We start from the raw sequence: 13495 nt of genomic DNA on the forward strand, positions 1-13495 counted from the left end.
CTAATTTAGCCGTTAATTCCTTGCACAATACGGTTTGTATCACGTGCGATGACAAGTTCTTCGTTAGTCGGAACTACAAGCACCTGCACTTTGGAATCTACCGTAGAGATACGACGCGGGTCGCCGGAGCGAACTTTGTTAGCTTCAACATCCAACTCAATACCCAGGAACGTAAGGTTATTTAGCAGTTTCTCACGTAGCAATGAAGCATTTTCACCAACACCAGCAGTGAATACGATAGCATCTACACCGTTCATAGCAGCCGCATAAGAACCGATATACTTGCGCAAGCGGTACTCATACATTTCAAAAGCTAGCGTGGAATTAGGCTCACCTTTTTCCATACCCTCAATAATATCACGCATATCACTGCTTACGCCCGAAATTGCTAGGAGTCCACTATGTTTGTTCAACATGGAGTTAACTTCTCCTACGGACAATTCTTCCTTGTTCATCACGTAAGGAACAATTGCTGGATCAAGATCACCACTGCGAGTACCCATCATCAAACCTTCCAGAGGAGTCATACCCATGGAAGTATCCACAGACACTCCATCTTGAACTGCAGTTACGCTACCTCCGTTACCGATATGACAAGTAATGATCTTCAGATCTTCCAACGGACGCTCCAAGTACTCCGCAGCAGCTTTGCTTACGAAGTCGTGTGATGTACCGTGTGCGCCATACCGACGAACTTTATATTTATTGTACAGTACTCTAGGAATCGCGTACATATAAGCTTTTTCAGGCATTGTTTGGTGGAATGCAGTATCGAATACAACAACCTGCGGTACACCCGGCATATTTACTTCAGAAGCCGTAATCCCCATCATTGCTGCTGGGTTATGCAGTGGTGCAAGGTCAAACAATTGACGAATTTTAGTCTTGGCATCAGCGTCCACAAGTGCGGAAGCTTTGAAGAATTCACCACCATGTACTACACGGTGACCCACAGCATTGATTTCTTTAATGGATTCAATAACGCCATGCTCTTTATCCGTTAGGCAAGCTAGAACTTTACGAATCGCTGTGTTATGCTCCAAAATTTCACTTACTTCTGTTACTTCAGCTTTACCAGTAGGTTTATGGTTCAGAATGGAGGAATCCATCCCGATACGTTCCACCAAACCTTTAGCCAAAACGGATTCATCAGCCATATTGTACAATTGATATTTTAAAGAAGAACTACCGGAGTTAATTACTAGAATATTCATATACGGTCACCATCCTTGTCGTACTGGAAGAAGCCTTCGCCTGATTTCATACCCAATTGTCCTGCACGCACCATCTTCTTAAGGATCGTGGAAGGACGATATTTCAGCTCACCATATTCACGGAACATATTTTCAAGTGCAGCAAGAACCGAATCCAGACCGAATCTGTCAGCCATTTCAAGCGGTCCATATTGGAATTGATAACCAATACGCATAGCATCGTCAATATCCTGTGCGGAGGCAACGCCTTCTTGCAGCACGTGCATAGCTTCATTGATAAACAAGCAAATGAGGCGTGATGTTACAAATCCTGGGGATTCATAAATCATTACACCTTTTTTCTCAACAATTTCATCAACAAAGGATTTTGTATCTTCAAAAGTAGCATCTGAAGTTTTCAGACCGCGTACAATTTCAACAAGATCCACTTTAGCTACAGGGTATATGAAATGCATTCCGATCACGCGTTCCGGATACATTGTAGAACTTGCAAGTTCAGTCAAGCTAAGTGTTGACGTATTGCTGGCAAGAATAATGTGGTTTGGACATACTTGATCCAGTTGATTCAATATTTTTTTCTTTTCTTCTAAATCCTCAACGATTGTTTCGATAACCATGTCACAAGAGCTCAGCTCTGCGAAATGTGTCACTTTTTGAATGCGGCTAAGAATCAGCTTCTTCTCAGCTTGAGTGATCGCCCATTTCTCCAGTTGCTTATCTAGACTTGTCTCGATCATTTCGTAGGAGTAGTCCAGTTTCTCAGGGGTTTTCTCCACCAGCAATACATCCAGGCCCTTGGCTGCCAGCATTTCGGCAATCCCTTGTCCCATTGTGCCACCGCCGATGACACCAATTTTCTTGAAATTCATAAAAAAGTCTCCATCCTTTCAGGTATCTATACTTTTGTATTGTACCTTGTCTGTCGCAAAAATTTATAAAGCCCGACATATAATGATATCTTAGCATGCCTGAAAAGTAAAAAAAAATAACCAGCATAAATATTTATGCTGGTAAACGCACGCTGTCACGAAATTGACATCGAAATTGCTCTCCAGAGAGCACTTCTTCCTTCATTAAAATGTCAAGGGAGTAATCAAATACATTTCGTTGCTTTTCAAGGTGGTCGTGAGTACGTACCATCAACTCATCCAATATTTTACTGTTTTCCTTCATAAGCTCTTCAGTGGTAACCATTTCCAGCTTGGCGATACCCAACGAAGTCAATCCGGATTTCATCATGGTTTCGACAATATTCAGGGCCTGATCAAAATCGCCACGCGAACCTGTGCTTCGTCCGCCATAATACATTTCTTCTGCAGCCGCTCCACCAAGTGCGATCATAATCTGATCTTCGAGATAATCTTTGGTGTACAAATACTGCTCTTGCTGAGGATTGTGACGTACATAACCAAGGGCTTGCCCCCGCGGAGTCAGCGTAACCTGACTAACACTTCCCGGACGAAGCAGCTCTGCCATAATGGCATGTCCCAATTCGTGGATTGCCACCCGTTTTTTCTCTTCGTGGTTAGTTTCTCTGTCCGTTTTTTCCCCCATCATAACCTTGTCAATCGCCATCGACAGATGCCGCTGCTCAACCTCTGTTAATTCCTCACGCATCATATAAATTGCTGCCTCATTCATAACACTTTCGAGCTGAGCACCGGAAAAACCATAGGCTTCTTCGGAAATTTTGTCGAGGTTCACATTTGCATGAAGTGGCTTATTTTTGGCATGCAATTCGAGAATCGATTTGCGGCCTTTTTTATCAGGCATGTCCACTTGAATATGACGGTCAAACCGGCCAGGACGCAGCAATGCTGAATCAAGCATTTCTTTACGGTTAGTGGCTGCTACCAGCAGAATGCGCGGCGTTTCGTTGTTATAGATCCCGTCCATCTCGGTCAACAGCTGATTCAAGGTCTGATCATATTCTCGCTGCTGTCCGCCTTCACGCTTACCGCCAATTACGTCAATTTCATCTATGAAAATAATAGCGCTTTGCTTGTTTTCCTTAAGGGCGCGGGTACGGGCATCCTTAAACAAATCGCGGATACGGCCGGCACCGACACCTACGTACATTTCTACAAACTCACTGCCTGATGCTGCCACAAATACAGAGTTCGTATAATGTGCTGCTGCTCTAGCCATAAGGGTCTTACCTGTTCCTGGAGGGCCTGTAAGCAGAATCCCTTTCAAAGGCCGAATCCCGAATTTGCTGATTTCCTCATGCCGGATCAGAAAATCCAACGCTTCACGAAGCTCCTGCTTTGCATTGTCTTGCCCGCCAATTTCTTCAAAAGTAAGCTTTGAAGGTCCATCCTTCTTGCGTTTCTTCCCGGCACCTGCATTCACCGCAAGTCCGCCTCTTAAATGAGCAATGATAAGTAAAGCCGTGAGCATCCCAGCAGCAATAACGATCGGGAATATATTAATGCCTAGAAAAGCCATAAAAATAAACAAGACAGGAACAAATCCGATTAGAATTTCTTTAAGGTATTTAGGCATTATTCCATACCCCCAATGTCGCAGGTTTGCGCGGCAAAATAATAAATTTGCTTTCTTTTCCATTACTTAAGCTTACATAGACATTATTGTCGTCAATTTCTGTTGAGGCTATCACATTTTTATATTGCGGATATTGCGCTTTGAGTCCATCAAGTTCTGTGGGTATAAGTGTATATTTACGGCTCTCCATGGCTTCAGCTACAGAGAACATCGCTTTATCCCAGTATTCATCCAGCAGTTCACTGGAGTTCTGTTCTACATCAAGTTTCAGTGTACGTCCATCAATCATCGATTTTCCTTCTTTGGAGACGTACTGAACCAGTTCACGTAATTTCGTGCCTGGCTGGAGATCAAGTTTCAAAGTGACCTCATTGCGGTTAATACTGATATGAGAATCATTGACGCCCTCATATTGAGATACAATCTTCTGAAGTGGTTCCTGCATTGCAAACTGACGATACAAAAAGAAGCCACCAAACAATAGAGTAGCCGACAGTAGAGACGTTATCAGCACAGGTACAAGACGTAATTTCAAGAAACGTCCTCCTCTCAAAGATGACAAAATATAAAGCTCAGTATAATAATTTATAGCTACTTGAGAGCTCATCAGAGAGACTGAAGTCTCTTATTGCTGTTCTAATTACAAGTAGTAGTATATCACAGGTGTATATACTAATTTCAAAATAAATGTGAATATATTTAAAATTTAATTTTTTAAATATTTCCATCAATACCAAATATATTCCTCGTTTTCGACAAAATCGGCCTTGATTTTTAATCAATCGGCCTATTTTTGTATGTGAATTTAAGAGAATATTCGGTGATAACCACCCATTCAGTATATCACTTAGTATATCACTTTTGTACATCAAATAAATGTAAACAAGCGAACTTATAATAAGTTCGCTTGTTTACATTGCCACCCTTAATTTCCTTATGTTCGGCTTAACTTTTAGGTAAACTGTAACCTTCACCCATTCGGGACCCATCCGAAAACCGATAAAATTGATAATAATACCGACCGCTCTGTTTATAAAAAAGCTGCCAAGCATACTCTCCGTTATATACTCCCGGCAGCAAGCGTTCAATCGTTATGTCCGGAAGATCAGCTTTGATAATGCCGCGTATTTGGGCTTCTGAGGTTCCTTTACTTAGTTCCTCAGCAAACACTGCGTCGTCGCCTTCAGCAAATTTTCCATCTACCGTAAAGCGGACCCAGACCATAAGAGCAGTCCCGGCTTCATTTTTTCCTGTTAAAACCCAGTACACTGCATTTTCATCCCAAACCGATTTTTGTGCTTTGGTTACCTCTGTTAGACCCGCTCTGGTTTTGGCAACATCCTTGGCGATATCCCGCTCGTTCCATTGATCTTTCATAATATAGGCATAGAACTGGATAAGTCCAAACCCCAGGAGCAGAATCAGAACTGACCCCAGGAGGATCCATTTTTTCCTTTTCTTCAAGGTACAGCTCCCTTTCTAGTAATATATCTTTTTTGATTATATAACACACCCGCGTGTTTATCCAAAATTTCATAATTTTCTAGCTTTCCCAGCCTTAAAATGTACAAAAGGCCGCAACTTTTGCTAAAAGCAAAAAGTCGCAGCCTATTATTTATTCGTTATTCTCCAGACTTAACGCTTCAATAAACCTTCGAAGGCTTCTTGCGCTTTACGCCGGATAGCTTCCTCATCCAGGGTTAAGCATTGTCCATGCTTGATGACCTGTTTACCATTCACCCACACATGCTCAACATCCTTAGCGCTAGCAGAGTAAACTGCATGAGACAACAGATCTGTGTGTGGCAGCAAATGCGGCTGATCTATATCAATTGCAATGAAATCAGCTTTCATCCCAACAGCAAGTCTACCTACATTATTTAAAAAGATGGACTGGGCGCCATATTCTGTAGCCATACGTAGAGCTTCTGGAGCTGGAACAGCCGTTGGATCACCGCTGACACCCTTATGAATGAGAGCTGCAAGCCGCATCTCTTCAAACATATCCAAGTTATTGTTGCTTGCCGCGCCATCCGTGCCAAGAGACACCTTCACACCAGCTTTTAGAAGATCAGTAACCCGAGCCACTCCGCTAGCCAGCTTCAAATTACTGCCCGGATTATGAGAGACACCCACATTATGGCGAGCCAAGATCTCAATCTCTTCATCATTTAAATGAACACCATGTGCAACTATCGAGGGACGTGTGAACATTCCAAGCTTCTCTAAGTGAGCTACAGGACGCAACCCGTAATCCGCCACATTTTGTTCCACTTCACGTTTCGTTTCGGACATATGCGTATGCATCGGTAAATCCAGATCATGCGCTGCCTGCACGAACTTAACCAGGAAGTCCGGAGGGCAAGTATAAGGGGCGTGCGGCGAGATCATAGTAGTAATTCTACCGTCAGCCTTTCCATGCCAGTTACGGGCAAAAGAAATCGCTTCCGCAAGCTTGTGATTCTGTACATCCTCTGGACATAACCCGATCACACCACGCATCAATACGGAACGGATACCTGATAACTCAGCTACCTCAGCTACTCGGTCCATGTGATCATACATATCGAGGAAGGTCGTAGTTCCACCCTTCAGCATTTCCAATACAGATAAGGAGGTTCCCCAGTATACATCATCACCGGTGAACTTTTCCTCCATCGGCCACATCTTCTCCTGAAGCCACACTTGTAGCGCTAAATCATCTCCATATCCACGCAGCAAAGACATCGCCGCATGACCATGTGTGTTTACAAGTCCAGGCATGAACAGCAGACGGCTGCCATCAACCACTTGCACTCCAGCTTCCATCTGAGGCTCTTCTTTTCCTATGTAAGTGATTAAATCATCTTCAATAGTCATATATCCACTCAGAACCGGCTCATCCGTTCCCGGAGTCAGAAAATACCCGCCCTTAATTATCGTTTTATTGTTGTTCATGTTCGCTTTCTTCCTTTCCATCCCGCAAGTAATAAGCAAGACTTTGCAGATCAGTTGTAAAATCAGCTGCATGCACCCGGATATTCGGTGGTGTCTTCAGAATCACAGGGGCAAAGTTCAAAATTGCTTCAATCCCAGAAGAAATGAGAATATCTGCTACATTTTGAGCTTCTGAATCAGGTACGGTAATAATGGCAATGCGAATACCTTGCTCACGAATCGTGCTGCCTAGTTCATCCATCGGTTGCACAGTAAGGGAGTTGATCTTACGTCCAACCTTAGGAGCGTACGAATCAAATATAGCCGTGATTTTCATAGTATCTTTGAGATATGCATTGTAATTAGACAAGGCATGTCCGAGATTACCTGCCCCTACTAAAGCTACATTAAGCTGTTGATCCAGCTTCAGAATATGACGGATTTTCTCAATAAGATACGTTACATCATAGCCGATACCTTTTCTGCCGAAGTCACCAAAATACGCTAAATCCTTACGAATCTGTGCGGGATTAAGATCAAGCTTTTGTCCAAGTTCCTGAGAGGAAACTGTTAATATTTCGCGATTCTGGAGATCATTCAAAAAACGCAAATACACAGGTAGTCTGCGAACAACGGCTTCTGATATTTTATCCGATTTCATATTTTTCCTCCTAAAAATAGTAATGTTCTTGTGAAAATCCATATTCTAACGTATACCTCTCCTTATTAAGGGCGGTACTGTAACTTACCGCCCTTAAGGATAAGGAGGAGCTAAACTGAAGACGAGCATTTTAAGAAGCGCCGCCATCCTCTAGCCATTCCGCTATGCGGGGGACCATTTGATCAGTCAGCATATGCTCCATTTTGGGACCAGGCAATGAATAAAGGAAATACTTCCCGTAATGAGATTCAATAACCCTTGTATCATAAACAATAACTATTCCGCGATCCTGCGCCGTGCGAACCAGTCTTCCGAATCCCTGCTTAAAACGAATAACCGCTTGAGGAACAGACAATTTCATGAATGGATTCTTCTTCTGAGCCTGCAATAACTCCGACTTCGCTTCCGCCAACGGGTGATTCGGCGGTTGAAACGGAAGTCTCACGATGGCCAGGCAAGTCAGTGCTTCACCTGGAATATCTACACCTTCCCAGAAGCTGCTCGTCCCCAGCAGAACGGATGCTGCACTGTCCTGAAAGCGGCGGATCAGCTTGCTCCGGCTGCCACCTTCCACGCCTTGACCAAGCACCGTAATCTCTTGTGAGGCCAAAGCCTCTTTAAGCGGATCATATACCTGACGCAGCATTTTATAAGAAGTAAACAGAACCAGCATCCGCCCACGTGTTGTTTTGGCAGCTTCTGCTAACGACTGTACGAGTGTATCGACAAATCGAGCATCGCCCACACTGCCCTTCACACTAGGAAAATCACGCGGTATAACTAGCAGCGCCTGCTCGCGATACTTAAAGGGAGATGGAAGGAGTGAGGTCATTAGACGTCCCTCTTCCGCAGCTTCGTTAAGTCCGAGATTATCAATCATAAACTGAAAAGATTTATCTACAGACAGCGTCGCCGAGGTAAGCACGATGCTTTTTTTCTTATCGAAGAACAACTCTTTAAGCTGGCTGCTAACATCCACAGGGACGGCATACATCTGCAGTGATTTGCTGCGGTAATTTCCATTTGCCTCCAGCCAATATACTACATTATCGTCATTCAGCCCCATAAAGAATCTTACTTGCTCACGTATGGAAGCCAAATCCTTAAATAAACCGCTAATATCAGTAACAAGACTGTCTGCTGAGGATTGGCTTTCCTGGTCACGCATCTCATTAAGCATTTTATCACCCTTACGGATGATGTCGCTTAACGTCAGATTCATAGTGTTCTCAAGCGCAACTAATTCATCCCAATCCTTCGGCTTACGGGCGGGAAGCAAACGCATAACCAGTTGTCCCGCTTCCCCTGCTGCCGCATCACTGCGTTCCGGCAAAAGGCTGAACAGCTTGTCGCTGAGTGCATCCCAGGTTTCTTTGACAGTAAGCAGATCCGGGTAGATCCGATCGATGACTCCGCTCCATTCTGAAGCCTCTTCACTGCCTGACGACTGTAAGATCTGGCGCAGAGCAGGAAGCTGTCCGTTTCGGCTATCTTTATACAGTCGCGATAACGTGTGTGCCACAGTGAAATGCTTCATATGCATGCCAAGATGTTTACCAGCCACATCTTCTAAATGATGTGCTTCATCAATTACAAGATGCTCGTAAGCTGGAAGCAGCTGGTGCCCAGCTTTAACATCTGCGAATAGCTTGGAGTGGTTCGTAATGACCACGTCAGCAATCCCAGCTTCATGCTTGGCCCTATGATAATAGCATTTGCGGAACCAAGGACAGGAACGGCCCAGACAGGAATCGGTATCGCTTGCCACCGTCTCCCAGAAATCACCGCCCCGGCCGCTTAAATTCAGCTCTTCATCATCCCCTGATTCACTTTGAGTGAGCCATACGATCATCTGAGCTGCAGTAAGCGCATCTTCCCTTGGGCTTATAAAGTCCTTTTTATTAATTTTATGCTCAAACTTACGCAGACACAAATAATGTCCTCTTCCCTTAAAAATAGCAGCTTTAAACGGAAAAGGAACTACCTGCGTTAACAAAGGGATATCCCGCTCGCGCAATTGGTCCTGCAGATTAATGGTATGAGTGCTGACCATGACTTTTTCATTGGTGCGAACGCTTTGATAAATGGCAGGCAACAAATAACCGAGCGATTTACCGGTTCCTGTGCCCGCTTCGATCAGTAGGTGTTTGTCTTCGGCAAGTGCCGTCATCACCTCATTGATCATAATATCCTGAGCTTCCCGGCTTTCATACTGCGGTAATGTGTCTTTAAGTCGTTTGGTTACTTCGTCCATATAATCAGTAAAAGATAAATTCGCTAGCGGATTCTCAGCATGCTCATCTCTAGGTGGCGCTAACTCCGTCCAGTCTCCTACTGCAAGCGCTAATTGACGATAGAAAGTCAGATCACCTTCGGGCTGTAGCGTCTCCGCTTCCCGCTCTCGCAGCAGACCATCAAAGTACCAGCCCAGATCACTATCCTCTTCGGTAAACAGCTCACAGAGTCTCTGGATCGTAAGCAGCGGCAGCTCGTAGAGCTCCTCCAGACATTTCAACAGCACTAAAGCAGTCGCAAGTGCATCACTATCTGCCTGATGCGGACGATCATGTGTCACTCCAAAATGAGCACTGACAGAGCCTAGCTGATAAGATGTGAGCGAAGGAAAGCAAATTTTCAGAAAATCAATCGTATCCAAAATCCGCCCTTGAAATGGCAAATAACCACAACGATCTAAAGCATTTTGTAAAAAATGGAAGTCGAAAGCGACATTATGCCCTACAAGCACAACATCATCCAAGAGCGGAACAAGCTCCATCATCATCTCATCCAGCTCAGGCGCATCCTTCACATCATCATCGGTAATCCCCGTCAGACCTGTTATAAAAGGAGGAATCGGCGTTCCGGGCTTGACATAGGAACCATATACCCGGGAGATGGACCGGTCTTCTTCTATAATTGCAAGGCCAACCTGGATAATTTCACCCACGGATTGGGTTCCTGTTGTTTCAAAATCAAGCACGGCAAATTTCATTATAATTCTATTCCCTTTCAATTGAGACTCTTAATCAGCATAACAGAAGTTGCGAAAAAAGGCGATGCACACCACTGGTTCAGGGGATGCATCGCTTGAATAGAAATTTCCAAAACCGTTATTCTTTTACAAAAGGGAAACCAGCTGATTTCCAAAATGCAGCTTCCCTCCACGACGGCGGCATACCTCTAAGTTAACGTTTGGCTCCGGAAGCGCCGGGTCATGCTGCAAGGCAAGGTCAAACAATTCCTGCGCTTCATTAAAACGTTCCTGTGAGGCTCGTATGCAGCCTAAAGCATTATATACCATGGCTTTCAGCTTGGTCTCCCGTATCAAGCCCAGCATATGGTTCAGATGACTCCAAGCGGCTTCACCGTCACCTTCCTGCAGATAAGAGATGGCTAAATATAATCGAGCAGCCAAGCTATCCGGGTATTGCGCAATAACTTCTTTAAACTGATCAATACACTTTCCATACATCAGCAGCTTATAATATCCCTGACCTCTTACAAAGGAATCCATACACAGCTCTGGTGCTTCCTGTTCCGGCACTTCCTCTTCGACCACTGCTGTAAAATCCGCACTTTCGCGAAAGTGACTTAGCTTCTCAGCAAAAGCGAGCCATTCATCCATCACTTTATCGCTCAGTCTATGCAGCATATTATAATTGCATAAAAGCTCGTTCCGGCGGGCACCCTCCGCTGTAGGGTAATCTGTTATGATCTCCTGAAGCACCTTGTTCATTTCAGCAAACAAATGTTGAAACATGGGCTATCCCCCCTTACTGAAGATGAAATCAGTTCAGCTTGCCTGACTTCATTTTCTGCGAGATCGGGGTCTTTCATCCCTGCCATTCATTACATGGCGTAAGTCCATACATTAAGCGATTGTAGCATGCAATTCATGATCAGCCAGCTTCACTGGTTTGTTATTCTCATCCACGAATACCACCGTTGGCTTATGTGACTCCAGTTCTTCCGAGGACAACATCGCATACGAAATGATAATTACTGTATCGCCCGGCTGAACAAGACGAGCTGCGGCACCATTGAGACAGATCACTCCGCTTCCACGCGGTCCAGGGATTACATAGGTTTCCAGTCGCGAACCATTATTGTTATCCACAATTTGAACTTTTTCATTCTCAAGAATGTCCGCGGCTTCCATCAAGCTCTCATCAATGGTAATACTGCCCACATAGTTTAAATTCGCTTCCGTTACTGTTGCGCGGTGAATTTTGGATTTCATCATATGTCTAAACAAGTGCAGCAACCTCCTTTGGAATAAATACATTATTATCAATCAAGCGTGTTCTGCCAAACTTCACGGCGAGCGCTATAATAATTTCCCCAACCACTTCTGATAAAAGAGCTTCATCCTCTAATCCTTCAAGATCAGGGAATGTTAGGATCTCCGCATAATCAATCACCGCTAGAGGAGAGCTGGAAATAACCGATGTCAACAATTCCCGCACTTCAGCAACGGTTGTTACTTTTCCTTCTTCAATAGACTGACGTGCTTCACGTAAGGAACGAGATAACACCAATGCCTGACTACGCTCCTCAGGAGACAAGAATACGTTACGTGAGCTGAGTGCAAGTCCATCCCCTTCACGAACGATCGGACAAGGAATAATTTCGACATTCATATTAAGATCGGACACCATTCGGCGAAGGACAGCAACTTGTTGAGCATCCTTCAGCCCAAAGAAAGCATAATCCGGCTGTACAATATTGAAGAATTTATTAACCACTGTGGTTACACCATCAAAATGCCCAGGGCGGGAAGCCCCACAAAGCCGGGTAGTAAGCTCCGATACCGAGACAGTAGTCCGAGTAGGCTGCGGATACATTTCTTCCACACTGGGGATAAATACAATATCTACTCCCTCACGTTCAGCGAGTTCCAAATCACGACGCTCGTCACGCGGATAGGAATCATAATCCTCGTTTGGCCCGAATTGCAAAGGATTCACAAAAATGCTCATTACCACTGTGTTGCTCATTTCTCCAGCCCGGCGAAGCAGACTGGCATGTCCGTCATGCAAGTATCCCATCGTAGGAACGAACCCAATCGGGGCGTGCCCGCCTTGTCTCATATACTCCAAAGCTTCGCGCAGCTGCTCAATGCTTCTGACCACTCTCATTTATTTCCCTTCCTTTCTGGCAGCGCCATATAAAGATTCCAAGACTGTTTCATCTGCATTAAAAACGTGACCTTCATCTGGGAAGGAACGTTCCTTCACTTCCTTCACATATTGGCTGATGCCCTCACGGATCACATTACCCACATCCGCATAGGTTTTGACAAAACGTTTCTCACGATAAGGTGAGGCATAACGCAGCAAATCATGGAAAACCAATACCTGTCCATCACAGTAACGGCCTGCACCAATCCCAATGGTTGGGATGCTAAGCGCTTCAGAGATTGCCTGGGCTACTTCTTCCGTTACCAGCTCCAAAACGATTGCAAAAGCACCTGCTGCCTCAAGCGCCTTAGCTTCATCCATCAGGCGTTGGGCATCCTTGGCGTCTTTGCCTTGAATCCGGTAGCCACCAATCATATTCACGGATTGAGGAGTAAGCCCGATGTGTCCCAGCACAGGGACTCCCGCAGCCACAACCGTAGCTACAGTCTCACAAATCTCAAGTCCACCTTCCATTTTGACGGCATGAGCCCGCCCTTCCTGCATCAATCTGCGCACACCCCGCAGGGTTTCATCTATACTCCCGTGATACGTCATAAATGGCATATCAGCCACGATAAATGTACTTTGTGCTCCTCGAGTTACCGAGCGGGTATGGTACACCATATCTTCAATCGTTACCGGTAAAGTTGTATTGTATCCAAGGACTACATTCCCAAGAGAGTCACCAACCAAAATAAGGTCGATACCTGCTTCTTCTGCAAGAACTGCAGATGGATAATCATAAGCGGTCAGCATGCTCAGTGGCACACCTTCTGCTTTCATTTTTTTCATTTTTACAATATTTAGTGCTTGTTTGTTTGCCATTTCTCTTTTCGTCCTCCTTTTTTAAGTAACCTGCCCGTAAAAATCGCAACAAAAAAACCTTTTAGCAATCATTTGCTAAAAAGGTCCGAAGGGCAAAAAAGAGTCACTTGCGATCGTCCCTTCTGTCTCGGTCCTTACGGCTCAGAGCAGAATCCAACGTAACCGTCAAACGCAGTTATGAAGGTACTTTCAGT

General features: G+C 44.7%; 12 protein-coding genes. All 12 read right to left on the reverse strand.

Features of this window, described 5'->3' with window-relative positions; translation table 11 throughout:
* Window positions 1-5: 5 nt before the first annotated feature.
* Window positions 6-1214 (reverse strand): acetate/propionate family kinase, encoded by a 1209-nt coding sequence (locus tag NSS82_RS22320; RefSeq protein WP_036676305.1) that lies wholly within the window; start codon window positions 1212-1214, stop codon window positions 6-8.
* A complete protein-coding gene (locus tag NSS82_RS22325) occupies window positions 1211-2083 on the reverse strand; it encodes a 3-hydroxyacyl-CoA dehydrogenase family protein (protein WP_036676304.1) in 873 nt (290 codons plus the stop codon). Before NSS82_RS22325 ends, NSS82_RS22320 begins: the two co-directional genes overlap by 4 nt.
* A gap of 133 nt (window positions 2084-2216) precedes the next feature.
* Entirely contained in the window at window positions 2217-3719 is a 1503-nt protein-coding gene (locus tag NSS82_RS22330; RefSeq protein WP_036676302.1) for an AAA family ATPase, read from the reverse strand.
* Window positions 3712-4254, reverse strand: coding sequence for a hypothetical protein (locus NSS82_RS22335; RefSeq protein ID WP_036676301.1), 543 nt, complete (start codon window positions 4252-4254; stop codon window positions 3712-3714). Before NSS82_RS22335 ends, NSS82_RS22330 begins: the two co-directional genes overlap by 8 nt.
* Before the next feature lie 410 nt (window positions 4255-4664).
* Window positions 4665-5096, reverse strand: a complete 432-nt coding sequence (locus NSS82_RS22340; protein WP_341109899.1) for a cell wall elongation regulator TseB-like domain-containing protein — start codon at window positions 5094-5096, stop codon at window positions 4665-4667.
* A gap of 258 nt (window positions 5097-5354) precedes the next feature.
* Window positions 5355-6656 carry an amidohydrolase gene (locus NSS82_RS22345; RefSeq protein WP_076127547.1) on the reverse strand — a complete coding sequence of 434 codons (1302 nt, stop codon included), beginning with the start codon at window positions 6654-6656 and terminating at the stop codon, window positions 5355-5357.
* Window positions 6643-7296, reverse strand: coding sequence for a redox-sensing transcriptional repressor Rex (locus NSS82_RS22350; protein ID WP_036676294.1), 654 nt, complete (start codon window positions 7294-7296; stop codon window positions 6643-6645). The genes NSS82_RS22345 and NSS82_RS22350 overlap by 14 nt, the downstream gene beginning before the upstream one ends.
* Before the next feature lie 130 nt (window positions 7297-7426).
* Window positions 7427-10288 carry an ATP-dependent DNA helicase DinG gene (gene dinG, locus NSS82_RS22355; RefSeq protein ID WP_036676291.1) on the reverse strand — a complete coding sequence of 954 codons (2862 nt, stop codon included), beginning with the start codon at window positions 10286-10288 and terminating at the stop codon, window positions 7427-7429.
* A 126-nt stretch (window positions 10289-10414) separates the two neighbouring features.
* The gene (locus NSS82_RS22360; protein ID WP_076101460.1) at window positions 10415-11056 is read right to left on the reverse strand and encodes a tetratricopeptide repeat protein; all 642 of its coding nucleotides are present in this window, start codon (window positions 11054-11056) and stop codon (window positions 10415-10417) included.
* 111 nt (window positions 11057-11167) lie between these two features.
* Window positions 11168-11551: an aspartate 1-decarboxylase gene (gene panD / locus NSS82_RS22365; RefSeq protein WP_036676288.1), complete on the reverse strand. Its 384-nt coding sequence runs from the start codon at window positions 11549-11551 to the stop codon at window positions 11168-11170.
* Entirely contained in the window at window positions 11544-12434 is an 891-nt protein-coding gene (gene panC, locus NSS82_RS22370; RefSeq protein WP_076104446.1) for a pantoate--beta-alanine ligase, read from the reverse strand. Before panC ends, panD begins: the two co-directional genes overlap by 8 nt.
* The gene (panB, locus tag NSS82_RS22375; RefSeq protein ID WP_036676283.1) at window positions 12435-13301 is read right to left on the reverse strand and encodes a 3-methyl-2-oxobutanoate hydroxymethyltransferase; all 867 of its coding nucleotides are present in this window, start codon (window positions 13299-13301) and stop codon (window positions 12435-12437) included. It abuts the gene before it with no gap.
* Window positions 13302-13495: the final 194 nt, after the last annotated feature.

The organism is Paenibacillus sp. FSL H7-0735, assembly GCF_038008505.1.
GTDB classification, from domain to species: domain Bacteria; phylum Bacillota; class Bacilli; order Paenibacillales; family Paenibacillaceae; genus Paenibacillus_AQ; species Paenibacillus_AQ odorifer.

Coding starts and splice junctions, on each gene's coding strand:
- NSS82_RS22350 (WP_036676294.1), bottom strand. CDS start 7,296: ATGAAATCGGATAAAATATCAGAAGCCGTTGTTCGCAGACTACCTGTG.
- panB (WP_036676283.1), bottom strand. CDS start 13,301: ATGGCAAACAAACAAGCACTAAATATTGTAAAAATGAAAAAAATGAAA.
- NSS82_RS22360 (WP_076101460.1), bottom strand. CDS start 11,056: ATGTTTCAACATTTGTTTGCTGAAATGAACAAGGTGCTTCAGGAGATC.
- NSS82_RS22325 (WP_036676304.1), bottom strand. CDS start 2,083: ATGAATTTCAAGAAAATTGGTGTCATCGGCGGTGGCACAATGGGACAA.
- NSS82_RS22340 (WP_341109899.1), bottom strand. CDS start 5,096: ATGAAAGATCAATGGAACGAGCGGGATATCGCCAAGGATGTTGCCAAA.
- NSS82_RS22320 (WP_036676305.1), bottom strand. CDS start 1,214: ATGAATATTCTAGTAATTAACTCCGGTAGTTCTTCTTTAAAATATCAA.
- dinG (WP_036676291.1), bottom strand. CDS start 10,288: ATGAAATTTGCCGTGCTTGATTTTGAAACAACAGGAACCCAATCCGTG.
- panC (WP_076104446.1), bottom strand. CDS start 12,434: ATGAGAGTGGTCAGAAGCATTGAGCAGCTGCGCGAAGCTTTGGAGTAT.
- NSS82_RS22330 (WP_036676302.1), bottom strand. CDS start 3,719: ATGCCTAAATACCTTAAAGAAATTCTAATCGGATTTGTTCCTGTCTTG.
- NSS82_RS22345 (WP_076127547.1), bottom strand. CDS start 6,656: ATGAACAACAATAAAACGATAATTAAGGGCGGGTATTTTCTGACTCCG.